This window comes from Mycobacterium sp. B14F4 (assembly GCF_039871645.1).
Taxonomy (GTDB): domain Bacteria; phylum Actinomycetota; class Actinomycetes; order Mycobacteriales; family Mycobacteriaceae; genus Mycobacterium.
On the sequence record NZ_JBDPMF010000002.1, the window covers coordinates 594,049 to 619,660 of the forward strand.

The window sequence follows — 25,612 nt, forward strand, 5'->3', positions numbered from 1 at the left end:
CACCTATCGATGAAGACAAAAGGCGCTCTCATCTGGGAGTTCAACCAGCCGTGGTCGATCGAGGAGATCGAGATCGGGGACCCCGTCAAAGACGAGGTGAAGATCCAGATGGAAGCGTCGGGGATGTGCCACTCCGACCACCATCTGGTCACCGGCGGCATCCCGATGGCCGGCTTCCCGGTGCTCGGCGGCCACGAGGGCGCCGGCATCGTGACCGAGGTCGGCCCGGGTGTCGAGGACCTCGCGCCGGGCGATCACGTGGTGCTCTCGTTCATCCCCTCGTGTGGCCGCTGTCCGTCGTGTCAGGCGGGGATGCGCAACCTGTGCGACCTCGGCGCCGGACTGCTCGGCGGCACGGCCGTCTCCGACGGCACCCACCGCATCCACGCCAAGGGACAGCCCGTCTTCCCGATGACGCTGCTGGGCACATTCTCGCCGTACATGGTGGTGCACAAGAGCTCGGTGGTGAAGATCGACCCGTCGATCCCGTTCGAGGTCGCCTGCCTGGTCGGCTGCGGCGTCACCACCGGCTACGGCTCGGCGGTGCGCAGCGGTGACGTCCGGCCCGGCGAGGACGTCGCGATCGTCGGCGTCGGCGGCGTCGGCATGGGTGCGCTGCAGGGGGCCGTGAGCGCCGGTGCGCGGCGCATCTTCGCGATCGACCCCGTCGAGTGGAAGCGCGACCAGGCGCTGAAGTTCGGTGCCACGCATGCGTACCCGGATTTCGAGTCCGCGATGGCCGGCATCGGGGAGGTCACCTGGGGCCTGATGGCCCACAAGGTGATCGTCACGGTCGGCGAACTGCACGGCCAGGACGTCGACAACTACATGAACCTGACCGCCAAGGGCGGCACCTGCGTGCTGACCGCCATCGGCAGCCTGCTCGACACCCAGGTGAACCTCAACCTGGCGATGCTCACGTTGATGCAGAAGCGGCTGCAGGGCACCATCTTCGGCGGCGGCAACCCGCACTACGACATTCCGCAGCTGCTGTCGATGTACCAGGCGGGCAAGCTCAACCTCGACGACATGGTCACCCGGCAGTACAAGCTGGAGCAGATCAACGACGGCTACAAGGACATGCTCGAGGGCCGCAACATCCGCGGGGTCATCCGCTACACCGACGACGACCGATAAGCCGCCATGTCGCAGGAAACCGCCCAGACGACACCGGCTCTGGCCGCCTCTCACAACTCGTGGCGCTGCGTGCACGCCCACGACAAGGACGGCTGGCTGGCCCTCATGGCCGACGATGTCGTCATCGAGGATCCGATCGGTCAGTCGTTCACCAACCCCGACGGCACCGGCATCAGGGGCAAGGAGGCGGTGTCGGGGTTCTACGACGCCAACATCGCCTCCAACGATCTGCGGATCACGTGCGAGGAGACGTTCCCGTCGAGCTCACCGCACGAAGTGGCCCATATTCTGGTGCTGCGCAGCAAGTTCGACAACGGCATGGTCAGCACGGTGCGGGGCGTGTTCAGCTACAAGACCGACGACGCCGGCCTACTGACCAACCTGCGCGGGTACTGGAACATGGACATGATGGAGTTCGGCCAGGCTGGCGGTGCCGAGTAGCACCCCGCTCAGCGGCCGCGGCGCGGTGGTCGTCGGGGGCACCCGCGGCGTCGGGCTGGCGGTGGCCGAACTGCTCGCCGAGCAGGGTGCGGGCGTCGTCGTCAACAGCCGTGACCGGGACGCGGTAAGCCAAGCGGCGCAACGCATTCCGAATGCGGTCGGCATGGCCGGCTCGCCCGCCGACCCGGCGACCGCCGACGCGCTCATCGATCGCTGTGTGGGCGAGTTCGGCAGCGTCGACATCCTCGTCAACTGCGCGGGCACTCCGGGGCTGGCGCGCGAGTCCATTCTCAACGTCACGAGCGACCTGTTCCGCGACCTGCTCGGGGCCCATCTGCTGACGACGTTCGAGACGTGCCGCGCGGCGGCGCCGAGGATGGTCGCCCAGGGCGGCGGCGCGATCGTCAACACCAGTTCGTTCGCGTTCCTCGGCGACTACGGCGGCACCGGCTACCCGGCAGGCAAGGGTGGGGTCAACGGCCTCACCCTGGCGATCGCCGCCGAACTGAAGGAGTACGGCGTGCGCGCCAATGTCGTGTGCCCCGGCGCGAAGACGCGGTTGTCGACCGGGTCGGAGTACGAGGAGCACATCGCCGAGCTGAACCGCCGCGGCCTGCTCGACGACGTCAGCATGGAGGCGGCGCTGGACGCCCCACCCCCGGAATACGTCGCGCCGACCTACGCGTACCTCGTCAGCGATCAGGCCGAGGACGTCACCGGGCAGATCTTCATCGCCGCGGGCGGGTTCGTCGGCCGCTTCGACCGGCCGACACCGGCCATCGTGGCCTATCGCGACCACCACGACTCGCCTCCGTGGTCGGTCGCCGAGATCCACGAGAAGCTGACCGGGGGCTGACACCCCACCGCGGCGCCACGGCCGGGCTACTGGAATGCTCGGTGCCATGGCGACCGTCTTCACCAAGATCATCAACGGGGACCTGCCCGGCCGGTTCGTCTACGAAGACGACGACATCGTCGCCTTCCTGACCATCGCCCCGATCACTACGGGGCACACGCTCGTGGTGCCCCGTGCCGAGATCGACAACTGGCAGGACATCGAGCCCGCGGTGTTCGGCCGCGTCATGGAGGTCTCTCAGCTGATCGGCAAGGCCGTGGTCAAGGCCTTCCCCGCCGAGCGCGCCGGCGTCATCATCGCCGGTCTCGAGGTGCCGCACCTGCACGTGCACGTGTTCCCCACCAGCGACCTCGCCGATTTCGGGTTCGCGAACGCCGACCACAACCCGTCGCCCGAGTCGCTCGACGACGCGCAGGCCAGGATCAAAGAGGCGCTTGCTCAGCTGACCTGAGCCGCGACGTCGGCGATCCGCGGCAGCGCCACCCGAAAGGTGCACCCGCGGCCCGGCGCGGTCGCGACGGTGACCGTGCCGCCGTGCGCGAACACCAGCGAATCGACGATCGACAATCCGAGGCCGGTGCCACCGCTGGCCCTGGCCCGTGACGAGTCGGCTCGGTAGAACCGCTCGAACACGCGCGGCGCGTCGTCGGCGCTCATGCCCGGCCCCTCGTCGCACACCTCGAGGACCGCACTGTCGCCGTCGGTGCCGACCCGCACGGTGACGCCCGCGGTTTCGGGCGTGTGCTGCAACGCGTTGGCCATCAGATTGCCGAGCACCTGACGCAGCCGGGCCTCGTCGCCGAGCACCTCCGGGGTGCCAGGGCCGTCGAACACCTCCATCCGGATGCTGCGTTTCGGTGCGATCGACTGCGCGTCGTGCACGGCGTCGGTGGCCAGCGTCAGCAGATCGACGCGATGGCGCTCGAGTGGGCGCTGCGCATCGAGGCGTGCGAGCAGCAGCAGATCCTCGACGAGCAACCCCATCCGGCTCGACTCGCTCTCGATGCGGCTCATCAACATCTCGACGTCGCGGGCGGCGCCCTGCCGGTACAGCTCGGCGAAACCGCGGATGGTGGTCAACGGCGTGCGCAGTTCATGGCTGGCGTCGGTGATGAAGCGTCGCATCCGCTCCTCGGAACTGCGGGCCTGCTCGGCCGACGCCTCCGACGCCGCCATCGCGGTCTGGATCTGGGCGAGCATTCCATTGAGGGCCAACGAAAGCCGGCCCACCTCGGTGCGCGGGTCGCGCTCGGGCACCCGGCGGTCGAACTGGCCGGCGGCGATCGCCGCCGCGGTCTGCTCGACCTCGGTCAACGGCCGCAGGCTGCGATGCACCACCGCATAGCCGGCGGCCGCGAGGACCAGCAGCACCGCCAGCCCGATGCCGGCCTGCGCGTAGGTCAGTTCGCGCACGGTGGTGCGCACGTCGGACAGGTCGATCGCCACGGTGGTCAGCTCCCCGCCGGGCCCGCGCACGGTCATCGCGCGCCACTGCACGTCGGGGTTGCCGATCGACGCGATGGTGACGGGCACGGGCCCGACGTCGTTGTCGGGCGGCAGTGCGGGTTCGGCGTCGCCGTCGTTGACGGCCATCCAGATGCGGCCGCCGGGGTCGACGCCGCGGACGTAGAAGTTCGATGGCGGCCTGGCCGGGTTCGGGCCCTCCGCCGGGGCCGCGGGGGTGAGCCGGGGCGCCTGGGCCCAGCTGCGCGACGCGTCGAGCAGTTCCTGGTCGACGCGGTTGCTCAGCGTGTGCCGCAGGATCGAGGTGACGGCGATACCCGACGCGAGCAGTCCGCACGCCACGAGCACGAGGGTGGCCGCCACCAACCCGACCCGTAGCGGGACGCCACGTCCGGTCATTCACCCATTGTCGGTGCGGTCGGCGCAGGCACTCATCGCGGCTCGCGCAGAACGTAGCCGACGCCGCGCAGCGTGTGCAGGAGGCGTTTCTCACCGGTGTCGATCTTGCGGCGCAGATACGACACGTAGGACTCGACGACGTTGACGTCGCCGCCGAAGTCGTAGCGCCAGACGTGGTCGAGGATCTTGGGCTTCGACAACACCGTGCCGGCGTTGATGATGAAGTAGCGAAGCAGCGTGAACTCCGTCGGCGACAGCGACACCGGCTCGCCGGCCTTCCACACCTCGTGGGTGTCCTCATCGAGTTCGATGTCGGCGAAGGTCAGCCGCGAGTTGCGGGGCTCCTCGACACCGCGGCCGGTGCGCCGCAGGATGACCCGCAGCCGGGCGACCACTTCCTCGAGGCTGAACGGCTTGGTGACGTAGTCGTCGCCACCGAGAGTCAGGCCGGCGATCTTGTCCTGCAGCGAGTCGCGGGCGGTGAGGAACAGCGCGGGTGCGTCGGTGCCGTCGGCGCGCAGCCGGCGCAGCAACCCGAAGCCGTCCATGCCGGGCATCATCACGTCGAGGATCACCGCGTCCGGGCGCACCTCGCGGGCCTTGTCCAGGGCGGCCGGGCCGTTGGACGCGGTGTGCACCTCGAAGCCCTGGAACTTCAGGCTGACGGAGAGAAGCTCGACGATGTTGGTCTCGTCGTCCACGACGAGAACCTTGGCCTCGGGAGTGTTCTCAGGTAGTGCAGGCATCGCCATTCCGATACTCTCGCCCGTCCGGTTGTCACGATCCTGCACGAACGCTGTGCACTTCCTGTGAGTTTGTCCTCGCGCAGTCCATAGACTGAGGTGATGAACCTCGGCAAAGCCCTGTCCGACCTGGCGACCGCGCCCGTCAAGATGTCTCTTGCGGTTGCCGACGCCGGGCTTTCCGTCGCCACCACCGCCGTGGGGCTTGCCCAGCGCACCCTGGGCGAGGCGAACACCACGACCCGCAACGGGTCGGCGTCGATGGTGCACATGCTGGGCCTCGACGACGCCGTCGAGCGGGCGAACCGGCTGGCCAGGCTGATGGACGACGACGCGCCGCTCGGTCGGGCGCTGGCGCCCAACGGCCCGCTCGACCGGCTGCTGCGGCCCGGCGGGTTGGTCGACCAGCTGACGACCGAGGGCGGCCTGCTGGATCGGCTGACGGCGGAGAACGGGGCGGTCGCCCGGGCCGTGGAGCCGGGCGGGGTCGTCGATCAGGTGATGGCCGAGGGTGGGCTCGTCGACCGGATGACCACCGAGGACGGCGCGCTGTCGCGGGTGATCGCACCGGGTGGGTTGGCCGATCAGCTGCTGGCCAACGACGGTCTCATCGAGCGGGTGCTGCGCGAGGACGGGGTAGCCGACCGGCTGTTGGCCGAGGGCGGGCTGCTCGACACGCTCACCGACCCGAACGGGCCGCTGTTGAAGCTGGCCGATGTCGCGGACACGCTGAACCGGTTGGCGCCGGGACTCGAAGCGCTGGCGCCGACCATCGACGCGCTGCACGAAGCGGTGGTGACGCTGAGCCAGGTGGTCAATCCGCTGAGCAACATCGCCGACCGGATCCCGCTGCCCGGTCGCCGTCCGCGGGCGCGCTCGGCGTCCCGCAACGTGGCCTCACAGCGGATCATCGACGCCGAGCAGTGACGTCAGGACTCGCTTTCGACGCTCTCGACCTCGGCGGTGACGCTGTCCGGGCTCGGGGGCTCGCCGTCGGACTGCCAGCGCTGCAGTAACACGACGACGCCGCCGCGCAGGATGCGCACGTAGTCGTCCACGTCGTCGGTCTTGTTGTAGGACTCGAGGCGCTTCGCGACGTCGGGCACCAGCGGCTTGATAGCGGTCGCGATGCTGAGGGCAAGATTGCCCTCGGTGCCCGCGCTCTGATCGAGGATGGTGAGCAGCCGCTCGACCTCTGGTCGCGTCAGCCCCGGGTACACCTGGGGGAAGTCATTGAGGACATCGTCTTTGACAGTCACGGGCTGCGGGTTCCCCGGGGCAGCGACCCGATAAACTCGGGACCCGCAGGCCTCCTTAGCTCAGTGGTAGAGCAACGCACTTGTAATGCGTAGGTCATCGGTTCAATCCCGATAGGGGGCTCCAAGCTCGGGCTTGGGTCCACACCGACCCGACCAGCCCGACTTTCAGTACCGCCGCCGCGGACATTCACGCGTAATCGCATCAGCTCCGACGGAAGCGTCGCGTTCGCCACAACGGACAAGTAGAAAAGCAGTTCCACGGCGGAATCGCGGCGCGACCTGACCGTTGTTGATGTCAACTCTGATGAGGTTGATGCTCGTCCGGTCCTGACCCGCCGAAGAGCGCATTGCAGGCGTACCAAGCCGAACCACACCGCAGTCAGCGCCGCGAATAGAAACGGGCTCCGGACGGGACTGGTTGTCGCCAAATGTCAGCGGCCCCCCATGGGCAAGCCACAACCCGATCCCTCGAACGAGACCTGACTTGGTAGTCGTTCCCGTCCGGAGGAAATTGAGATTAGGCCTGATGTTCGGCCCGAGGAATCGGGTGTTTCCCTATGGAATGCGCCAGCCCGGAGGCTCACGCTGATTGCAGCGCTTGAGCGTCGATGCGAATCTCAGTGCAGATCACTTTCTGGCGAAGTTCAATAGGCTCCTTCTCAGAAATGCATCGTCTGCGCATCGATTGTGTTAGCCAATGACGGCACGCACTCGCGACTCAGGAACGCAGAATTGCGCTCATGGCGGCGACCCAAGCTGCGCAAACTTCATCTATATCGAATACTGGCAACCCTCGCAAGTTCGACTGGCTACCGTTCCAGCAATGGCACCCTTTTTGCCGTCATCGTCAAAAATACATTCTTGCCCCTGCTTCTTATACGAGTACCAGAATATTTGGTTTGAACAGCTCCATTGCTGGGCAAATGCTCGACGTATTGTCCGCTAATTCGTCCAGGGGTCGCCACAGAAGATAACGGTGTCGTGGGGCGCCGGAATCGAACCAGGTAAGCGCCGCTGCCGTCACCAGCGGTGCGGGTGACCTCTTTGCCAGGAAAGGAACAACATGACTTACTCCGCACACATCGGCAGAGTCGGCGTACTGGCCGTCGCGCTGGGAATAGGTTTCGCTATCGGCACCGGTGTCGCGTGGGCTGACGACACCGGCGGAAGTTCGTCGAGTGGCAACGCATCATCTGCGGACGCCGGAAAGGGCAACTACAACTCCTTGAAAGGTCCGGAGCGCGCGAGCCAGGCGGCCGAGAAGGGCAACCCCGGTCCGCGCGCTTCTCGGGGCGCGCCGCAAAACGACGGTTCCTCGGCCAGAACCGGAACCGTCGATGATGCCGAGGACAATGGCGCCGACTCGGCTGATATTCCGCAGTCGAACCGCCCTGCGTCAGCCGACGAATCGAAGCCCTCGAGGACGAACTCGCCAGCTATTGACCGCAGGAACGGCGATGTTGCCGACACGTCGAAGCCCGCCACACCGCAGCCCGCCAACACGCTGTCCGACCCCCTGCCGGCTGTCGTAGTCCCGTCAGTGAGCATTTCCGGCACCCCCGGGTTGGCCGAATCCCAAACCGACGCAGAAGCTGCCACCCAGGCCGCTGCCCCAGCCCTTCAGTCTGTATCGGAAAACAGCGAATATCCGACGGAAACGATAGAAGTCACTACGAATACCGCCCCCGCCGCGGTGCCGCAGATGTTCGCCGCACCAGAACCGACTGAAGCCCAGCCGAATATCCCGATGACGATTTCGCCGGGTGCGTGGAACGTGTACAACAACAATCCGACGGCGGGGCATCCGATCCCAGCCGGACCACCGGCGACCGCCGCAATTCTGTCGGTGCATTGGATGCGCAGGGAAGCCGAACGTGCGGCCCAGCAACAAACTCCGATCCCGCTGGCGCAGACGACGAGTCTGACCGACGCATCCTCCGCCTCGGCCGAACCCAGCGCCGTCCTCGTCGATGACACCGCCCTACTACAGGCGAGCTTCGATGCGCTTCGGCCGGGCGACACGCTGACGCTTGAATCTCGGACCTATTACTACAGCGACAACCTCTACATTCGGCAGTCGAGCGTTCAGATCGTCGGCAACGGGGCGACGCTGTATTCCACTAACCCTGACGCGGCGGCGGTCGTCATACAGGGGAACAACGTGACGCTGAGCGACCTCAACCTCAGCGCACCGACGGGCCAGGTCCGCGAGGACGGAACCAATCAAACGCGCTTGGTCTTCGGTGGCGACGGCAACGTGATCAGGGATGTAACCATCACCGGTGGGGCTTCTGCCGGGGTCTACATCACCGGAGCAAGCAACTTCCTGCTCGAGCGCGTGACGGTCCAGGACACCGCTGCCGACGGAGTCCAGATCACCAATGGCTCGAACAACGGTGTGTTGCAGGACGTGACGACGCTACGTACTGGAGACGACGCCATCGCAATCGTGTCCTATCAGTATCCGGCGCTCGGGACTGTGCACGACATCACCATCAACAACCCCGTGGTCGATGGTGCCGGGCAGCGCGGCTTGGTTGTTACCGGTGGCCTGCGAATCACCTTCAATAATGTTGATGTCTCGAACACCGCGTTGTCCGGTATCTGGATCGGCTCGCAGCCCGCTCCCTTCTACACACAGGGAGTCGACGATGTGACGGTCAACGGTGGCACGCTAACCAACACCAACAGCGGGGGACTTCCACTCGGCGCCGTCGCCGTTGTGGCACAGAACCCCACCACCACCGTGTCGAATGTGACAGTCGAGAATCTCACCATCGTGAACACACCGCCGTCGTCATACACGAACGTCGGCCTCTACACGCAAGGTGGCAGTCTGGACGACATCACGTTCCGCAACATCGCGATCTGGCAGCCAGTACCGACCCCGCCGCTGCCTTTCTACACCAACGCGCCGACGGGGACCTACACGACAACCGGATTCACTGTGAACGGCGTTCCGGTCACCGTTACGCCAGTCGGAGTGGCCGTGTAGCGCGGCCGCCCTGCCGCGCGGGCTCACACGACCATAACGACGCCGCCGGCCCGCCCGTTCGATCAGTATCGCGCCGGGCGGGCCATCCGCGATCTGGTGACGGCATGCTGGCCACGCGTCTCGTGCGCGACGTCGCCGACGCGATAACGCGGGGGACCGCTGTTAATGCAGCATGCCTAGATCTTCGAGCACGGGCCATGCCAAGTACATCACGAGAAGAAAGAGAGCAACGACAACGCCCACGACGACAGCACGGGTGTCGCTTCGTTGTGGCTCAGTCCAAAGACGTCGATGATTCAAATATGTGGCCTCGGGTTCTGACTGTTCGTTCGCCTTCAGCATGCCCCTCTCCCAAGGAGTCACCCGCGGAAACAGATATCGACGCCCGAATGCCGCCGCCTTCACACTCATTCGTCTCCGGTTTTTCTATCACAGCCGACTTCTGCGTGTGCACCGCATCGGTCCAAAACCGCAGAGCCAGGCCAACTCCCGATGTACACAAAGGTATGGCAGCAACCTCTCAATTCATCACCCCATGAGTGAGCGCCGACGGCCGAGCGAATCACCTTGTTGAATCCGATGGACCACGGGGAAGTCGTCAACCCCAGCCGTCTAAGACGACCAGTGAACGCCTTAAATGCGCGTCTACGTGCCGATATAGCACTTGGGAGGAGTCAGCCTGATCATGGACCGGCCCCCTGGCCTTGGCTCGCTGCTTGCAGATGGTGCGTGTAGAGTTAGGTCCGCTCGTCCAGAAGTCAAAGCCCTCCTCAACTGGCCTAGTAAACTTCCGCATCCTCGCCCCGGCTAAGAATCGTCGCCTAACAGCCTGGTCCAGTTCTCCCGGCTGGACAGTCGGGCGAAGGAGCTGCGGTACTCGTCCTGCACTCTTGGCGCCTCCGAACGGAAGCGACGCAGCACCCGTATTGCTCGCCGGGTCAGTGAAACGAGGGCATGTCTGTCGTGTCGGCGGATCCGGACACCGGCTTGCGAGGCGTCGGTGATAACCGCAAAGTTGAACCGCGACACGTGCCACCAGGTGGCGTCGGTGGCCGGGATCGTCACGGGGCCCGCGATGAGGCGTCCGCTGAAGTGAGAGATCAGCCGTTTGATCATCAGGAAAGTGAGTCGATTCCGACGGTCATCGGTGGGCTTCGTCGGAGGATTAGCCGAACCGGTCAGTTCAGCGGTTCGCACCGCCGCATGCACTTCGGTTTCGAGGAAGTTCTTTCGCTCTGTGCGAATACGCTCCATAGCCGCTGCGCCGCCGTCGTCGAGTACCGATGGCCCCTCAAGGAAATCTTCGACCGCGCGGATGACCGTGTGGGCCAGGCCGTAGTTCATGGCGACCAGGTTTCTGGTGATTTCCTGACGGATGGTCTTGGACGTCACTGCAATGTCGACCCTGGCGTGCAGCGCTGCGGTGATCAACGCATTGCGAATATCGAAGTATCGGACCCAGTCATCACCGTCCTTCCAATGGAACTCTGCGTGCCAGACACCCGCATTAGGAAGTGTCACAACGGGAAAGCCAGCAGTAAGGGCGCGCAAGCTGTACTCAACGTCGTCCCATTTGATGAAGAAGGGCAGTGGCAATCCGGCGGCCGAGATGAGTTCGGCGGGGATCAGGCAGGTCCACCAGCCAGTATAGGTTCCGTCGACGCGGCGGTTCTGACGGTGTTCGACGATATCGGCGTGGTGCAGCCCGTGCACCCCCCAGCGGCCGGGGCGCAGGGTGGGCAGGTCAGCCATCTCCGCCGCGGCCAGGAGGAAGCGTGGATTCTTGACGAACAGCATCTGCGCTCCGACGATGCTCGGAGTCGGCGTGAGATTGGCGAATGCGTTGAGCCGCAGCACCGTTTCTGGTTCGGAGAGGATGTCGTCATCCATCAGTATCACGTTCGCGTGGTCGGTGATGCGAGAGACTTCATAGAGCCCGCGGGTGAACCCGCCGCTGCCGCCGAGATTACGCTGCTGCAGATAGACACACTTGTCGCCGAGCGTAGTCACGACTTCGCGGAAGGCGGCTCGCTTTGCGACCGGTTCGCTGCCCTGGTCGATGATGTAGACCGCGTCGATGCCCGTGAGCACGTCCTGGTCGTTTGCCACGGCGCGTACGGTTGCCACACACGCTTCCGGCTGGTTGAAGGTACAGATCACCAACGCGGCGGGCCGGATCTTCGCCGGCGCCACCGCGGTCCACACCAGATCACTGACGGTCAGCGAACCTTCGCTCGCGGCACATTCCATCCACAGGGAGCCACCGTCCACGAACGCATCGAGCATCGCAGACATCGACACCGTTCCGGCACCCTCCACTCGGACGCTGTCAACGGTGCGTTTGTGGCCGTGGAAGTCAGAGGCGCATAACGTGATTCGAGCGGATCGGGACGCTTCATAGGCCAGTGTCAGCTCGAGCTGGTTGATTTCAGTCCACCGCTGGAAGTAACTTGCCGGCAAAAGACCGAAGTACGTGTCAGTGGTGACGACAGCGCCCTTCTCCAGCGTTAGCGACGCGCGCCTGCGGTGAGCCGTTCCCTTCACGACCCTGGCATACAGATCATCCGGCAACTTGACTGTTGGCGCTGCAAAAACGCCTCGGGCGACGATTAGCTCGTCCGGCGCAGGATGATCGGTCAGCGCGTGCTGAATATCCTGCATACTGACCTCACCGATGTCGATCGGCCTCCTTTGCTAAGCCACTTCCAACGTCGGGACCGAAGGCTTGTGCTGCGACTGATGACCGCCGCACTGCAGAGTAACAGCGGAGCGCATCTCTGCTTGTGTAAGACCTGGCTGCGCGTTCAGTCGAGCGGATGTGGCGTCCTGACTGTGACCAATTCACGATATTTGGCTTCGGTGTTCTAACTTCATCGGCCGCCCCCGGACAGATTCGCCCTATCGGTCCGGCCAGCTTCACGATGGGCACCGACACGAGATATCCGAGGATCAGTCGCGTCAGCGGGCCCGTCGCGATTACGTCATCATCGGCGCCGAGGTCAGCAAGCGCCCACTCGTAGGGAAGGTCGACGTGAAACGGTCGCCTCAGATGCCGCGAGCTGTCGTACGTCAGCTCCACGCCCCTCAGTGCTCGCAAAAGGAGCATCCCGGCCAGAGCACGTTGTGGGTGCCCGCACACGCGCAGACCAAGTCGGGCTTCAGTGACTGCGCTTGGTCGAGCTGATCGGTGAGCACGTCTCTGATCATGACCCCCGCGCGGCGGGATTGGCTGGATTTTCTTCGAGCGATCAGGTTCCGAGCTCTAGCGTCCGATCTCGTCTGGCATGTCGTCACGACTTTGATGCCCGCCGGGCGCCTCGGGGTCGTCGTCGCGGTGGTCGAGTTGATCCTGCAGTTCGCGCTGTTCCTCGGTGGCCTCGGTGGCGTCCTTCGGCTTGGCCGACGGGTCGTTCGACGGTGACATGCCGAGAGGGTCGCCCGTTGCTGCACATCCGAAACCAGCCCTTGTGACAGAGCCGACATTGTTAGGGCACTAACTATTAGGGCAACATGGATACGTGACCACGTCGTTGCCGTCCGAAGTAGATCCCCTCGCGCTCGAACAGCAGGTGTGCTTCGCGCTGGCGGTCACCAACCGGGCCGTGCTCGCGGTCTACCGCCCCCTGCTCGAACCGCTGGGGCTGACGCACCCTCAGTACCTGGTGATGCTCGCACTGTGGGACCACCAGAAGTCGAGCGCGCCGGACCGCCCGATGACCGTGAAGAAGATCGCCACCGCACTGCAGATGGACTCCGCGACGCTATCCCCGATGCTCAAGCGACTGGAGTCGCTGGGCTTGATCACCCGGTCCCGCTGCGCGGCCGACGAGCGCGCCACCGAGGTCGAACTGACCAGATCGGGCACCCAGCTGCGCCGGCGTGCGCTGAAGATCCCGCCCGCCGTGGTGGAGCGGCTCGGCGTCAGCCTCGACGAACTCGCCCTCCTGCGCGATGTGCTGACCCGCGTGAACACCGCGGCGCTGGCAGCAGGCACACTCGACAACTGACCATCCAAGGAGAAACCGTGGCCACTGCCCGACCCAATCTGATCCAGTACCTCGCCTATTCCTATGGCCGCCGCCTGCCCGACTCCATGCGCGAATGGGTGGCCAACGACCTCGCCGGGCCAGGCGCCGTCCGCCGCCACATGATCCGCATGGCGATCCCGCCGTTCATCGTGCTGGCGCCGTTCTGGCTGCTGCCGGCCTCGCTGTACGTGCACCTCGAGATGACCGCGCCGATCTACATCTGGGCGATCCTGATGGCGCTCGCGCTCAACAAGATCTGGCGCCGGCACCGGTTGGCGCAGCACAACCTCGACCCCAACCTGGTCGACGTGATCAAACGCGAGAAGGACGCGCAGATGCACGAGGACTACATCCGCCGCTTCGGCCCCCGCCCGGAAGAGGCCCGGCGACAGCAGAACAGCAGCCCCTTCTGACCGACGCGACGGCGCTATGTCAGCAGTGTCTGCCCGAGAAACCCACCGTCGGGGACACCGGGCAGGATCGCGAAGGTCGCCGACCCGATGGTGGTGATCCACGGGTTGAGCGCGTCGGCCTCGGCGAGGCGCTGCTGCACCGGCGTGAACTGTGTCGCCGGATCACGTTGGTAGGCAGCGAAAATGAGTCCACTGTCCGTCGTCTGGCCCGATGCCGGCGGATCGTCGAAATTGTAGGGGCGACGCAGGAACTGCTCGTCGTCGGTGCGGTGCCGAGCCAGCGCGATGTGCGCGTTCGGCGGGATCACCGGGATGCCGTTCCGGGTCGCTGACAGGTCGGGCTCGTCGGACTCGCGCCGCCCGGTGAGCGGAGCACCCGAGTCGAGCCGGCGGCCGACGGTGAGTTCCTTGCTGGCGCGGTCGAGTTCGTCCCACGCATCCATCTCGGCGCGGATCCTGCGCAGGACGAGGGTCGTGCCGCCCGCGAACCACGGCTGGTCCGCCCCGTCGTCCCAGACGAGCCGGTCGAATGCGGCGGCGTCGGTGATGTTCACCGTGCCGTCGACCTGGCCCATGAGGTTGCGCATGGAGCCACCCGGGCGGCCCGAACCGCGAGCGTTGCGGAAGCCGGCCTGCCGCCAACGCTGCGTGGTCAGGGCGCGGACGTTCTTCAGCAGGACCCGGCCGGCGTGCGCGACGGCGACGGGATCCTCGGCGCAGATCTGCAGCAGAAGGTGACCCCCGCACCACCGCGGGTCCAACCGGTCCGTGGCGAATGCCGGTAGTTCCCCTGCCGACAGCGGACGCCGGTGCGCCAACCCGATCCGGTCGAACACCTGCGGCCCCAGGCCCACGGTGACGGTGAGCCGCGCCGGACGCTGCGCCAGTTCCGGTTCGGTGTCGGCTAGCGCCGGGGTGCCCCGGGTCAGCCGCGCCGCGTCCGAACTCCACAATCGCAGTACCGCGGTGAGGGTTTCGCGCGCGTTGCGACCGGCTAGCGGTTTCAGGTCGAGCGCGACGAACAGCGCGTGGGCCTGCGGTGGGGTGGTCACCCCGGCCTGATGCTCGCCGTGGAAGGGTTCGATGTCGAGAGACTCACCGGCCGTCGCGGATGAAGCGGTGCCCCATTGGGTGGCCGCCGCACCTGCCGCCAACGCGGCGGCGCCTCCGGTGAGAAGGCGCCGCCGGTTGACCGCGAACCGACCGTGACGTGGCGGCTCAGCCATGAGCGGGATGGCTCACCGACGGCTGGTATTCCTCGTCGGCCCCGGCGAAGTCGCGCACCTGCGCGGTCACCGGCAGCGTCGAGCCGTCCTCGAAGACGACGGTCAGGGTGACGTCCGTGCCTGGGGACAGCGGTTGCGTCAGATCCATCAGCATCAGGTGATCGCCGCCGGGTTCGAGGTTGTGTGAACCCTCGGCCGGGATCGTCAGGCCACCCTGTTTCGGGCGCATGGTCTTGGTGCCCGACGAATCCGGCACCACCTCGTGCACCTCCACGTTGCCCGCCACTCGAGACCGGCCCGAGACGACGACGGCGTCGTGGTGCCCGGCGTTGGTCAGCGTGCCGAACACCGCGGCCATACCGGTCTGCGCCGAACTGGCCCACTGGTCTTCGATGGCGACCATCGAGGCCATGGCTTCGTCGTGGGCGTGCCCGCTGGTCGTACAACCCGCGACGAGAAGCGCGGCGACGGCCACCGCGGCGAACCTCGTTTCGCTAGACATTCGCGACCTCTTCCTTCCTGGCGTCGGCGATGCGCCTCTTGTTCGCAGCGACGACGAGATCGACGACGACGAACGCGGCCAGGCTCAGCCCGAACAGAGGCAGTGCCCAGCCCAGCGCAATCGCGATGACGGCCAGCAGCGCGATCGCCGCCGGATGCAGGCCGCGGAGGCCACCGCGCAGCGGCGGGCGGCCGAGTGCCCACGCCGAACCCCGCGTCGGCCGGCGCTGCCACCACATCACGTAACCCCGCGCGACGATCGTGATCAGACCAACGGCCGTGAGCGCCAACAGAATCTGATTGGGGATGCCGAACAACACACCCATGTGCGCGTCGATGGCCCAATCGGTGAGCTTGGCCGGCAACGGCCATTCGGCGAAGTCCACCCGGTCGGTGATAGCGCCGGTGTCGGGGTCGACGGAGACCGCGTCGTGCCGGGTCGGCCAGTCGCGCTTGTTCTCGGCGACCTCCCAGCCCTGTCCGGGTCCGGCCGGCGGCGTCATGACCAGCGGGCCGCGCAGCCCCGCGGCGACCGCGGTGCGAAGCGCGGTGTCCGCGCCGTACGGCGATACCTCGTCGGCGCCGTGGCCCCCTCCCGCCGTCTGCATCAGCGTCGTGTCGACCGAAGGCGCGGCCGTGTTCAACCTGTCCTGAAGGAGGTTCACGGTTTCGCCGCCATACCGGGACCAGGTGATGCCGGTGGCCGAGAGCCCGAGCAACGCGACGACGGTCCAGACCCCTACCGCGCCATGCCAGGACAGGGTGCGCCTGCGGTCCCTGTCGTCCCGGTCCGGAACGGCGACGCGACGCCGCTTCCCGGTGTCGCGGCGGTGCAGGTACCACAGCGCCACACCGGCCAGCGAGATCACCCCGAGCCAACTCGCCGCCAGCTCACTGTAATTGCGGCCCAGCACGCCCAGATGCAGGTTGCGGTGCAGCTCGTCGAACCACGCCCGCAGCGGCATCCACTGGCCGTAGGTGGTCAGCGCCCCGCGCACCTCGCCGGTGTACGGGTCCACGAACACGGTTCGCGCGTAGTCGGGGGGAACATCGTCGACGGCGAGCCGGACCCGGGTCGTCTCGTCGGGCGCATCCGGCGGGCGGACGGCCGTCACCGTCCCCTCGGGGTGGGCGGCGCGGACGGCGCCGAGTTGCTCGGCCAGCGGCAGCCGCTGCTCGCCGACCCGCTCGACCGTGAGTTCGTGGCGGTGGACCGCGGCATCGACCTGCGGGATCACCGCATACAGCAGGCCGGTGACGGCGGCGATCAGGATGAACGGGCCGACGAACACGCCGGCGTAGAAGTGCAGCCGCAGCAGCAGCGGGCGCAGCCCGCCTCGCCGTTGCGCGCTGGAGGTGTCTGAGGACGTGGTCATGACATGGACAGCTTTCGAGCCGGCGGCACACCGAGCGGCCTCGGCGAGCCGAAAGTGGATGTGACGGTTCGTCTATGGCTGCGAAACGCAGCAACCCGCGGTCGCAGAGGACCGCGGCGATCGAGCAGAAGCGACGGCTAGGCGGCCGTCGCGAACCGTCCCGGCGGGGCGCGCATGCCAAGCCCGGAGTTCAGCAGAACAGATTCGGCGACAACGGCTCTGAGGGCGAAATGTGCTCGGCGCGCCTGCGGCCGGATGACGAGCGCAGCGAATACACGCAACCACCGCAGGACCGACGAGCAGACGACGTAGAGGTATTCGACCGCGGAGATCGCGGCGCCGAGAGCCGCGGCGGCCACGACGTGCGCGGCCACCATCGAGCCGGTGAGCCCCAGCGCGGCGGCGTGGTGGTGGCCGCCCCCCGAAAGGACGAACGTCACATGGCCCAGCGCCTGGGCGAGGGCCAGTGCCGCCACGACTCCGAGCACGCGACCGCGCCGACCGTCGAGCCGAATACGCGCGAGCACCGCACCTGCGGTGGCACACACCAGCAACGCCGCGGTGAGCGCGGCGCCCCCTGGCAGCTCCGCCCCGGCGGAGGTGTGCGCGCCCGCGGTGACGGCGGCCGAGCAACCGCCGACCAGACCCCCGCGCAGCCACTGCGCGCGTGATCTCGGCGTGCTCACCCGGCGAACTTTACCGTGGGTTCTACTACAGCACCTAGTAGGCCTGGATCACCACGTCAGCGGCGGCTTCGAGGGGCCGGACAACTGCGGTGAAATCGGACTCGGGACCCTCGCTGGCCAGCGTCGACTCCCAGAGGCGGGCGACCGCGTCGGCCAGTTCGGTGCTCACGCAGAGCGCCATGGCCTCGTCGAGGTAGAGCCGGACGTCCTTGACCATCAGCCCGGTCGCGAAGCCGTAGTCGAACGTGCGGGGCAACACGGCGCGCGGGAACTTGTCGCGGCTCGCGTGGGTTCCGCCCGATCCGGCGTTGAGGACGTCGATCATGACCTGCGCGTCGAGTCCGGCCTTCACGCCCGTCACCATCACCTCGGCGGTGACGGCCAGGGTCGCCGCGGCGATGAGGTTGTTGACGAGCTTCATCGTCTGCGCCGCACCGGGTTTCTCGCTGACGAAGGTGGCGCGGCCGATCTCGCCGAACATCGCCGCGCACATGTCGAAGTCGGCGCGTGGGCCCGAAACCATGACCGCGAGCGTGCCCGCCTCGGCGCCGTGCACGCCGCCGCTGACCGGGCTGTCCAGCGCGGCGATTCCGCGCTCGGCCAGTAGCGCGTGATTACGTTGCGCGGCCGGGCTTCCCACCGTCGACAGGTCGATGAAGCGCTCGATGCGAGTGCCCCGCGCGACGGCGGCGACGACGGTCTCCGACGCCTCAGGCGTCGGCAGGCTCGCCATGACGGTGCCCACGCGGTCCGCGACGTCCCGGGCCGACGCGCCACGTTCGGCGCCCGCCGCGACCGCACGATCGACCACGGAGTCGCGGGTGTCGAAGACGACGACGCGATGCCCCGCCGCGACGAGACGGCCGGCGACGGGAAATCCCATGTTGCCCAGGCCGATGAACCCGATGTCCACTGCCCCGGCCCTACTGCCGGTCGAGTTCGTCGAGCACGGCGCGCGCGACCCGGAAACTGTCGACCGCGGCGGGCACGCCGCCGTAGATCGCGACCTGCAGCAGGACCTCGCGGATCTCCTCGCGGGTCACGCCGTTGGTGATCGCGCCCCTGACGTGGGTGTGCAACTCGGTCGGCCTATTCAGCACCGCGAGCATCGCCACGTTGAGCATGCTGCGGGTCTTGTGGGACAACCCATCCCGGCCCCACACCGCACCCCAGCAGTACTCCGTCACCAGATCCTGCAGTGGCGCGGAGAACTCGTCCGCCGTGTCGGCGGCCTGCTGCACATATGCCTCGCCGAGCACCGCGGCGCGGATCTGTCGGCCCCTGTCGTACGTGTCTTGGTCCACCCCTAGAGACTGGCAGACCGCACCGCCGGCGCGATCAGGGCGCGGGTGCGCGCACGGGTGCCATCGGAATCGCCGCCGGACCGGCGGGAGCAGGTCCCAGGCGGGCCACCGCGTAGGCCGCTCCCTCGCCGGTCATCCCGTTAACGCCGTAGGTGGCGTGCGCGAAGCTCGGGCCGCCGACGGGCGCACCGTTGCAGATCGTGTCGCCCTCCGCGCACAGGCTCAGCGTCTTGCCCTGATACGACGGTCCGATCACGATCGGTGGCGCTCCGGTGTCGCGCAGGAACTGCGCGGACGGCTGACCGAGCAGCACCACCGCAGCGACGTGGTCGGACACCTCGACGGGCATCGGCTGGGGGATGAAGTCCCGGTACTCGGCGGGCACTTCCTGCGGAATCTCCGCCGCCGTGACGAAGCCGGCCACCGCCGCGCCTTGCGAGAAGCCGCCGAGCACGATCCGGGTGTCGGGGCACGTCGCCGCCGTCGTCTCCACCTTCGTTCCGGCGTCGCGGATTCCGTCGACCACCGTGCGCGCGAATTGGATGCGGTTGCCGAAGTCGCTGCTGGCGGGGTAGTTGACGGCGTACGCGTCCACCGACCGCGGAGCGGCCTGTGCGCGCACTGCGTCGACGAACGACTGTCCGATCCCGCCGAGACCGGGGGCTTCGCCGGTGCCGCGCGCGAACACCACCTGCACGTCGGGACAGCCCGGGGGCGGCGGCTGGGCGGCGGCGAACGGTACGGGTGCGGCCGTCAACGCGGCGACGGACATCGTCGCTGCGCCGAGTGATCGAGCGATTCGCGAAGCGATCATCCGGGAACTCCTATACGTCTACCCAAGTTGCGGCGGACGCCGCATGGCTTCAGTACCCCCAAGGTTTGCTGGTCAATCCCCGGTCGCCGACGAACCGGTCGGGTCGCTGATCTTGACCAGCATCTTGCCGATGTTCGCGCCGGTGAACAGTCCGTTCATCGCGTCGACGCACGACTCGATGCCCTCGAAGATCGTCTGCCGGTGCACGAGCCTGCCGTCGGCCGCCCACTGCCGCAGCGGCCCGAAGGCCTCCTCGAACCGGCCCCACTCGTCCAGCGCGTTGAAGCCCTGCATCAGCGCGGTCTTGGCCAGCAGGTTCACGTAGTTGGCGGGGCCGGGGTGCTCACCGGTCAGGTAGCTGGAGATGACGCCGCACAGCACCACCCTGGCGTGGTGCGCGAGGCGGCCCAGCACTGCGTCGAGGATCGGGCCGCCGACGTTGTCGAAGTAGACGTCGACGCCCTTCGGGCAGTGCTGTTTGAGCGCGGCAGGCAGGTCGCCCGCGCGGTAGTCGATGCACGCGTCGAACCCGAAGTCCTCGACGACGGCACGGCACTTCTCCGGTCCGCCCGCGATCCCGACGACCCGGGCACCGGCGATCTTGGCGATCTGTCCCGCCACCGATCCGGTCGCGCCCGCCGCGGCCGACACCACCACCGTCTCGCCGGCCTTTGGCTTGCCGATGCCCATCATCCCGAAGTACGCCGTCGCACCCGTCGGCCCGTACACCGACATCACGGCGAGCTGATCCACCTCGGGGCCGGGCACCGGCGTGGTGAAGATGTCGTCGCGGCTGATCACGTACTCCTGGAAGCCGGTCAGCGTGGTGACCACGTCGCCGACGGCGTACGCGTCGCACCGTGACGCCACCACCTCGCCGATGCCCGCCGCCCGGACGACCTCGCCGAGCGCAACCGGCGGCAGGTAGCCCGGCTGGTCGTTGAGCCACGTGCGCGCGGCAGCGTCGATGCCGACATAGGTGGTGCGCACCAACGCCTCGCCCTCGGCCGGCTCGGGGGCGGGGGCGGTGATCAGCTCGGTGTCCCCGGGTGCCACCAGGCCGTTCGGTCGGCGACGCAACACGATCTGGCGGTTCATCAGCTCGGCCACGACCCGCAACCTACCCAAGGCTTCGACGTCAGACCGGCGATCGGCGGTTGACGTCTGCGTAAGAAGTCACCGAGAACGGGTACGCGGTAACCCATGACGGTTATCGGCTTCCACTGCTCCCACGAGCAGATCGACCCCGCCCAGTTGCTGCGCGACGTGCAACACGCCGAACAGGCGGGCTTCACCGCTGCCATGTCCTCGGACCACTTCAGCCCCTGGAGCACACGTCAGGGCGAATCCGGCTTCGCGTGGTCGTTCCTCGGCGCGGCGCTGGCCACGACCCAGTTGCCGTTCGGTGTCGTCAACGCGCCGGGCCAGCGCTATCACCCGGCGATCATCGCCCAGGCGATCGCGACGTTGGCGCAGATGTTCCCGGGCCGGATCTGGGCGGCGCTCGGGTCGGGTGAAGCCTCCAACGAGCGGATCACCGGCGATGAATGGCCGCGCAAAGACGTGCGCGATCAGCGTCTCGTCGAGTGCGTCGACGTCATCCGGCGCTTGCTGCGCGGTGAAGAGGTCAGCCACGAAGGCCTGGTTCACGTCAACCGGGCGCGGCTGTGGACGCTTCCCGAAACCGTTCCCGACCTCATCGGTCCGGCGGTCACCCCCGAGACCGCCGCCCGCCACGCCGCATGGGCGGACGGGTTGGTCACCGTCAACCAGTCCAGAGATGCGCTGGGAAAGGTTCTCGACTCGTACCGCGACGCCGGCGGCCGCGGGCCGGCCCGCCTGCAGATTCATCTGAGCTGGGCGCACACCGACCACGAAGCCCTCGCCATCGCCCACCACCAGTGGCGCACCAACGTCTTCGATCCCCCGGTCTGCTGGGATATCGAGACGGTCGAGGCATTCGACGTCGTCGGCGAGAAGGTGTCGCCCGAGCATGTCCGTCAGTCCGTACGGGTCTCGAGCGATCTGGGTCAGCAAGTGGCGTGGTTGCAGCAGGACCTCGATCAGGGCTGGGACGAACTGTATCTGCATTTCGTCGGGCAGCAGCAGTCCGCCTTCATCGACGCGTTCGGCGAACATGTGCTGCCGCAACTGGATTCGCAGGCGGTCACCGCGTGAGAAAGATCGAAACCGGCGACCTGTGGTGGAAGAACGCCGTCTTCTACTGCGCCGACATCGAAACCTTCTACGACTGGAACGGCGACGGCTGCGGCGACATCCGAGGCATGACCGAGCGCATGGAGTACCTGTTCGACCTCGGCGTGACGTGCCTGTGGCTCATGCCCTTCTACCCGACCGCCCGCGTCGACGACGGCTACGACATCACCGACTTCTTCGGCGTCGACCCGCGTCTCGGCACTCTCGGCGACTTCGTCGAACTCGTGCGGACCGCCAAGGCGACGGGTATCCGGGTGGTCATCGACTTCGTCATGAACCACACGTCCGACCGCCATCCCTGGTTCAAGTCCGCCCGCCGCAGCACCGACGATCCGTATCGCGACTACTACGTGTGGAGCACCACCGAGCCGAAATCCAGCCCGAAGGACGTCGTCTTCCCGGATCAGGAAGACAGCCTCTGGGAGCTCGACGCGAAAACCAACGAGTGGTACCTGCACCACTTCCTCAAGCACCAGCCGGACCTGAACATCGCCAACCCCGTGGTCCAGGAGGAGATCTCGCGCGTACTCGGCTTCTGGCTCGAACTGGGAGTGTCCGGCTTCCGCGTGGACGCCGTCCCGTTCATGTTCGCGCGGGACGGTGCGCCGGGTGATCCCGGGGTCTTCGATCCGTACAAGTATCTCGGTGAGGTCCGCAACTTCGTCACCCGTCGCGTCGGCGACGCCGTTCTGCTCGGCGAGGTCAACGTTCCCTACAAGGACCAGAAGACGTTCTTCGGCGGAGCCGACGGTGACGGGCTCAACATGCAGTTCGACTTCATCGGAATGCAGAACCTCTACCTTTCCCTGGCTCGCGGCAAGGCCGCTCCGATCGCCAAGGCGCTCAAGCAGCGGCCGAAACTCGACATCACCAGCCAGTGGGCGAACTTCGTGCGCAACCACGACGAGCTGACCCTCGACAAGCTGGGCGACGCCGAGCGCCAAGAGGTTTTCGACGCATTCGGGCCCGATCCGGACATGCAGCTGTACGGAAGGGGACTGCGCAGGCGGCTGCCCGCGATGCTCGGCGGCGATCAACGGCGGATGCGGATGGTCTACTCGCTGATGTTCTCCTTACCCGGCACGCCGGTGCTGTTCTTCGGCGAAGAGATCGGCATGGCCGAGAACCTCGACGTCGAAGGGCGATTCGCGGTGCGCACGCCGATGCAGTGGACGAGCAGCGCCAACGGCGGCTTCTCCGGGGCGTCGAAGCGAAAGCTGCCGCGGCCACTTCCCGACGGCATGTACGGTCCCGACCGGGTCAACGCCGCGGACCAGCGCCATGACCACCAGTCGCTCTGGTGGTTCATCCGCAACCTCATCTACACCTACCGGTCGCAACCGGAGATCGGCTGGTCGACCCCCGAGATCGTGAAGCAACCCAATCCCGCCGTGTTGGCACACGTCTGCCGGGAGAAGTCGGGCTGGGCGCTCGTCGCGCTGCACAACTTCGGCGCCGAGGCCTGCCTCGTGCCGATCGAGCTCGACGAGGCACCGGGATGCCGGCTCGTCGACCTGCTCGATGATCTCACCGAACACGAGCTCGACGACCGGGGCCGCGTCGAGATCGGCCTGGAACCGTACGGCTACAAGTGGCTGCGCCTACTGCGACCGGACGATCCGCCGATCATCTGAATCGACCATCTCACGGGTGAATCGCCCGCTCGCCCATAGATAGAGGGCGATCGCCACGACCTGGAAGAGCGGGACGATCAGCAGCGCGCGACCGAGCGACATCACGCCCAGGTCGTCCTTCAATGCGTCGCTGAGCACGCCGGTGAGGAACGGCCCGGCGGACCCCACCATCGCGCCGAAGAACAGGAAGATCGCCGACGCGGTCGCGCGCTGCTCGACGCGGGCCAGCCGCTGGATCGCCGCGATCGACGGGGCCATGTACGCGGTGCCGACGACGTAGCTCAGCGAGATGAACCAGACGCACAGCACCCGGCTGTCGACCAGGAAGGCCAGCGCCGAGAACGGGAGCATGGCGGCCGTCATCGCGGCCACCAGCCACAGCAGCCAGCGCGGATCGCGGGCCGACAACCGATCGGCGATGCGGCCGACGACCAGCAGGCCGAGGATGCCCGTCAGCCCGCTCGCCACCCCGTACTGGACACCGACCTCCCCCAGCGTCATGCCGCGCGCACGGACCAGATACGCCGGAGCGAACGTCGTCAGCGAGTAGCCCGCCACCGAGACACACGCCGCACCGAGGACGATGATCACGAAGCTGGGCTTGCGCAGCAGGTCCCAGGCCTTGGCGCCGTGTACCACGGTGTCGGCGGTGGCGGTCGGCATCGACTGCCTACGGCCCAACACCACCAGCACCAGCGGGGCGAACACCACGCTGATCGCCCCCATCACGACGAAAGCCGTTCGCCAGCCCAGGGATTGGGCCAGCAGGCCGCCTCCGATGAGGCTGGCCGCGCTGGCGAGCGGGATCGCCAGCGTGATCACGGCCAGCGGGGCAGCGCGGCGTTCGGGCACGAAGTTGCGCGCCACGTAGGCGTGCGCGGCGGGCGTGCTGCCCGCCTCGCCGATCGCCACGCCGACGCGGGTCAGCGCCAGCTGGAACCCGGACTGCACGGCGCCGCCGAGCATCGTCATCGCGCCCCACAGGGTCAGGCACGTCGAGACCACCAGGCCGAAGGTGCCGCGGTCGGCGATGCGCGCGATGAACAGGCCCAGCACGGCGTACACGGCCAGGAACCCGAAACCGTTGATCACCCCGATCGCGGTGTCCGACAGCGCCAGGTCGGTCTTGATCGGCTCGGCCAGGACCGCGGGCAAGAACCGGTCGGCGTAGTTGAGGGTGCCGACGATCGCGAGCAGCGCGACGGCAGCCCAGGCCCGTCGCGGAGGGTGGGTGTCGTCGGTCACCGGATCCAGTGCGGTAGCCATATCGAGTGGACAGCTTCGCAAACTTGTCCCAAATCTGGGATTGATTCGGTCACGAGCGGGTAACTATGCAGCATGCCCGAACGACACGAAGCCACTGCCATCGCCGTCTGCGGAGGTTGCGGCTACCCGACACTCGGGCCGAACCTGTGCTTCTACTGCCAGGCGGTCGCCGACCCGACCGCCGCCTGACGTCGGCTAATTGACCGGCGCACCGAGGAGCGGGTGCTCGGCGTAAGCGTCCGGTGCGTCGAAGTGCCACCACTCGCCCTGATAGACGCGAAGCCCGCCTAGCGCCATCGCATCGCGCAACCGGGCCCGGTTGGCCTGCGCGGCGGGGCCGACCCCTTCGGTGGCGTAGGCGTTGGCGCGCGGGGTGAACTCGTCGAAGCCTGTGCCCATGTCGACGAGCGCGCCGTCGCGGGCCAGCGTCACGTCGACCGACAGACCGGCCTCGTGGCTGCGGGCGTGGTCGGTCGGGCGCGACACCCAGCCCGGCTCGGACACCGCGTCATACATCCGTACCTGAACCTCGTGGGGCCGGTAGCAGTCCCAGAACACCAGCACGTCGCCGCTGGTCCCGAGCGCATCGGCCGCGGCGGCCAAACCCGGCCCGATCGACTCGTGCACCAGGCAGCGCGCGTCGGCCGGGTACATCTGCTCGCCGACGAAGTTGTCCGCGGTGGCGTAGCGCAGATCGATGACCGCGTCGGGCACGACGGTGCGGACGTCGACCAGGCCCGCGGCGGCCGCCGTATCCGATACCGGCGGCACCGGCTCGTCCGGCGTCGCGGCCGCCGGCCACGCCAACCATGCCGCGGCGCAGGCCAGCAGGGCGGCCAGGACGTTGCGCATC

25 protein-coding genes and 1 tRNA gene are annotated in these 25,612 nt (G+C 67.2%); 11 read left to right on the forward strand and 15 right to left on the reverse strand.

Annotated elements, in window-relative coordinates:
- Positions 1 to 9 precede the first annotated feature (9 nt).
- From ABGB19_RS08125 to ABGB19_RS08140, 4 genes are read left to right on the forward strand one after another with little or no spacing between them, the layout of a single operon-like run.
- A complete protein-coding gene (locus ABGB19_RS08125) occupies positions 10 to 1,137 on the forward strand; it encodes an NDMA-dependent alcohol dehydrogenase (protein ID WP_347685353.1) in 1,128 nt (375 codons plus the stop codon).
- Between the two features lie 6 nt (positions 1,138 to 1,143).
- Positions 1,144 to 1,578 (forward strand): ketosteroid isomerase family protein, encoded by a 435-nt coding sequence (locus tag ABGB19_RS08130; protein WP_347685354.1) that lies wholly within the window; start codon positions 1,144 to 1,146, stop codon positions 1,576 to 1,578.
- A gap of 25 nt (positions 1,579 to 1,603) precedes the next feature.
- A complete protein-coding gene (locus tag ABGB19_RS08135; protein WP_347685664.1) occupies positions 1,604 to 2,434 on the forward strand; it encodes an SDR family oxidoreductase in 831 nt (276 codons plus the stop codon).
- A 46-nt stretch (positions 2,435 to 2,480) separates the two neighbouring features.
- The gene (locus tag ABGB19_RS08140; protein ID WP_347685355.1) at positions 2,481 to 2,885 is read left to right on the forward strand and encodes an HIT family protein; all 405 of its coding nucleotides are present in this window, start codon (positions 2,481 to 2,483) and stop codon (positions 2,883 to 2,885) included.
- On the opposite strand, the gene ABGB19_RS08145 is transcribed toward ABGB19_RS08140, so the two are convergent.
- Both ABGB19_RS08145 and ABGB19_RS08150 read right to left on the reverse strand, forming a co-directional pair.
- Positions 2,873 to 4,297, reverse strand: coding sequence for a HAMP domain-containing sensor histidine kinase (locus tag ABGB19_RS08145; RefSeq protein ID WP_347685356.1), 1,425 nt, complete (start codon positions 4,295 to 4,297; stop codon positions 2,873 to 2,875). The genes ABGB19_RS08140 and ABGB19_RS08145 overlap by 13 nt on opposite strands.
- Positions 4,298 to 4,329: 32 nt before the next feature.
- The gene (locus tag ABGB19_RS08150; RefSeq protein WP_347685357.1) at positions 4,330 to 5,049 is read right to left on the reverse strand and encodes a response regulator transcription factor; all 720 of its coding nucleotides are present in this window, start codon (positions 5,047 to 5,049) and stop codon (positions 4,330 to 4,332) included.
- 93 nt (positions 5,050 to 5,142) lie between these two features.
- Between ABGB19_RS08150 and ABGB19_RS08155 the strand changes: the two genes are divergently transcribed.
- On the forward strand, positions 5,143 to 5,967 hold the full coding sequence (locus ABGB19_RS08155; protein WP_347685358.1) for a hypothetical protein: 825 nt from the start codon (positions 5,143 to 5,145) through the stop codon (positions 5,965 to 5,967).
- A 2-nt stretch (positions 5,968 to 5,969) separates the two neighbouring features.
- Here the strand turns inward: ABGB19_RS08155 and ABGB19_RS08160 are convergent, their stop codons facing one another.
- On the reverse strand, positions 5,970 to 6,299 hold the full coding sequence (locus tag ABGB19_RS08160) for a hypothetical protein (protein WP_347685359.1): 330 nt from the start codon (positions 6,297 to 6,299) through the stop codon (positions 5,970 to 5,972).
- 49 nt (positions 6,300 to 6,348) lie between these two features.
- Here ABGB19_RS08160 and ABGB19_RS08165 point away from each other — a divergent pair.
- Positions 6,349 to 6,423, forward strand: a tRNA-Thr gene (locus ABGB19_RS08165).
- A 939-nt stretch (positions 6,424 to 7,362) separates the two neighbouring features.
- A complete protein-coding gene (locus ABGB19_RS08170) occupies positions 7,363 to 9,294 on the forward strand; it encodes a right-handed parallel beta-helix repeat-containing protein (protein ID WP_347685360.1) in 1,932 nt (643 codons plus the stop codon).
- A gap of 807 nt (positions 9,295 to 10,101) precedes the next feature.
- On the opposite strand, the gene ABGB19_RS08175 is transcribed toward ABGB19_RS08170, so the two are convergent.
- Together ABGB19_RS08175 and ABGB19_RS08180 are read right to left on the reverse strand one after the other, a co-directional pair.
- Positions 10,102 to 11,955: a glycosyltransferase gene (locus ABGB19_RS08175; RefSeq protein ID WP_347685361.1), complete on the reverse strand. Its 1,854-nt coding sequence runs from the start codon at positions 11,953 to 11,955 to the stop codon at positions 10,102 to 10,104.
- A gap of 601 nt (positions 11,956 to 12,556) precedes the next feature.
- The gene (locus tag ABGB19_RS08180) at positions 12,557 to 12,718 is read right to left on the reverse strand and encodes a hypothetical protein (RefSeq protein ID WP_347685362.1); all 162 of its coding nucleotides are present in this window, start codon (positions 12,716 to 12,718) and stop codon (positions 12,557 to 12,559) included.
- Between the two features lie 94 nt (positions 12,719 to 12,812).
- On the opposite strand from ABGB19_RS08180, the gene ABGB19_RS08185 reads away from it, so the two are divergent.
- Both ABGB19_RS08185 and ABGB19_RS08190 read left to right on the forward strand, forming a co-directional pair.
- Complete coding sequence (locus ABGB19_RS08185) at positions 12,813 to 13,301, forward strand: MarR family transcriptional regulator (protein WP_347685363.1); 489 nt, start codon at positions 12,813 to 12,815, stop codon at positions 13,299 to 13,301.
- Between the two features lie 17 nt (positions 13,302 to 13,318).
- Positions 13,319 to 13,735: a DUF5313 domain-containing protein gene (locus ABGB19_RS08190; protein WP_347685364.1), complete on the forward strand. Its 417-nt coding sequence runs from the start codon at positions 13,319 to 13,321 to the stop codon at positions 13,733 to 13,735.
- A gap of 14 nt (positions 13,736 to 13,749) precedes the next feature.
- On the opposite strand, the gene ABGB19_RS08195 is transcribed toward ABGB19_RS08190, so the two are convergent.
- From ABGB19_RS08195 to ABGB19_RS08230, 8 genes are all read right to left on the reverse strand, one after another.
- Positions 13,750 to 14,961 (reverse strand): Dyp-type peroxidase, encoded by a 1,212-nt coding sequence (locus ABGB19_RS08195; RefSeq protein ID WP_347685365.1) that lies wholly within the window; start codon positions 14,959 to 14,961, stop codon positions 13,750 to 13,752.
- A complete protein-coding gene (locus ABGB19_RS08200) occupies positions 14,954 to 15,463 on the reverse strand; it encodes a copper chaperone PCu(A)C (protein ID WP_347685366.1) in 510 nt (169 codons plus the stop codon). The genes ABGB19_RS08195 and ABGB19_RS08200 overlap by 8 nt, the downstream gene beginning before the upstream one ends.
- Positions 15,456 to 16,838: a PepSY domain-containing protein gene (locus tag ABGB19_RS08205; RefSeq protein ID WP_347685367.1), complete on the reverse strand. Its 1,383-nt coding sequence runs from the start codon at positions 16,836 to 16,838 to the stop codon at positions 15,456 to 15,458. Before ABGB19_RS08205 ends, ABGB19_RS08200 begins: the two co-directional genes overlap by 8 nt.
- Before the next feature lie 137 nt (positions 16,839 to 16,975).
- A complete protein-coding gene (locus ABGB19_RS08210) occupies positions 16,976 to 17,524 on the reverse strand; it encodes a hypothetical protein (protein WP_347685368.1) in 549 nt (182 codons plus the stop codon).
- A gap of 34 nt (positions 17,525 to 17,558) precedes the next feature.
- Entirely contained in the window at positions 17,559 to 18,437 is an 879-nt protein-coding gene (locus ABGB19_RS08215) for an NAD(P)-dependent oxidoreductase (RefSeq protein ID WP_347685369.1), read from the reverse strand.
- Between the two features lie 10 nt (positions 18,438 to 18,447).
- On the reverse strand, positions 18,448 to 18,828 hold the full coding sequence (locus ABGB19_RS08220; protein ID WP_347685370.1) for a carboxymuconolactone decarboxylase family protein: 381 nt from the start codon (positions 18,826 to 18,828) through the stop codon (positions 18,448 to 18,450).
- A 34-nt stretch (positions 18,829 to 18,862) separates the two neighbouring features.
- A complete protein-coding gene (locus ABGB19_RS08225) occupies positions 18,863 to 19,642 on the reverse strand; it encodes a cutinase family protein (RefSeq protein WP_347685371.1) in 780 nt (259 codons plus the stop codon).
- A 72-nt stretch (positions 19,643 to 19,714) separates the two neighbouring features.
- On the reverse strand, positions 19,715 to 20,752 hold the full coding sequence (locus ABGB19_RS08230) for an NADP-dependent oxidoreductase (protein WP_347685372.1): 1,038 nt from the start codon (positions 20,750 to 20,752) through the stop codon (positions 19,715 to 19,717).
- A 93-nt stretch (positions 20,753 to 20,845) separates the two neighbouring features.
- Between ABGB19_RS08230 and ABGB19_RS08235 the strand changes: the two genes are divergently transcribed.
- Positions 20,846 to 21,820, forward strand: coding sequence for a TIGR03885 family FMN-dependent LLM class oxidoreductase (locus ABGB19_RS08235; RefSeq protein WP_347685373.1), 975 nt, complete (start codon positions 20,846 to 20,848; stop codon positions 21,818 to 21,820).
- Positions 21,817 to 23,493: an alpha-amylase family protein gene (locus ABGB19_RS08240; protein ID WP_347685374.1), complete on the forward strand. Its 1,677-nt coding sequence runs from the start codon at positions 21,817 to 21,819 to the stop codon at positions 23,491 to 23,493. Before ABGB19_RS08235 ends, ABGB19_RS08240 begins: the two co-directional genes overlap by 4 nt.
- Here the strand turns inward: ABGB19_RS08240 and ABGB19_RS08245 are convergent.
- On the reverse strand, positions 23,461 to 24,759 hold the full coding sequence (locus ABGB19_RS08245; protein WP_347685375.1) for an MFS transporter: 1,299 nt from the start codon (positions 24,757 to 24,759) through the stop codon (positions 23,461 to 23,463). The genes ABGB19_RS08240 and ABGB19_RS08245 overlap by 33 nt on opposite strands.
- A 195-nt stretch (positions 24,760 to 24,954) precedes the next feature.
- Positions 24,955 to 25,611 (reverse strand): M15 family metallopeptidase, encoded by a 657-nt coding sequence (locus tag ABGB19_RS08250; protein ID WP_347685376.1) that lies wholly within the window; start codon positions 25,609 to 25,611, stop codon positions 24,955 to 24,957.
- Position 25,612: the final 1 nt, after the last annotated feature.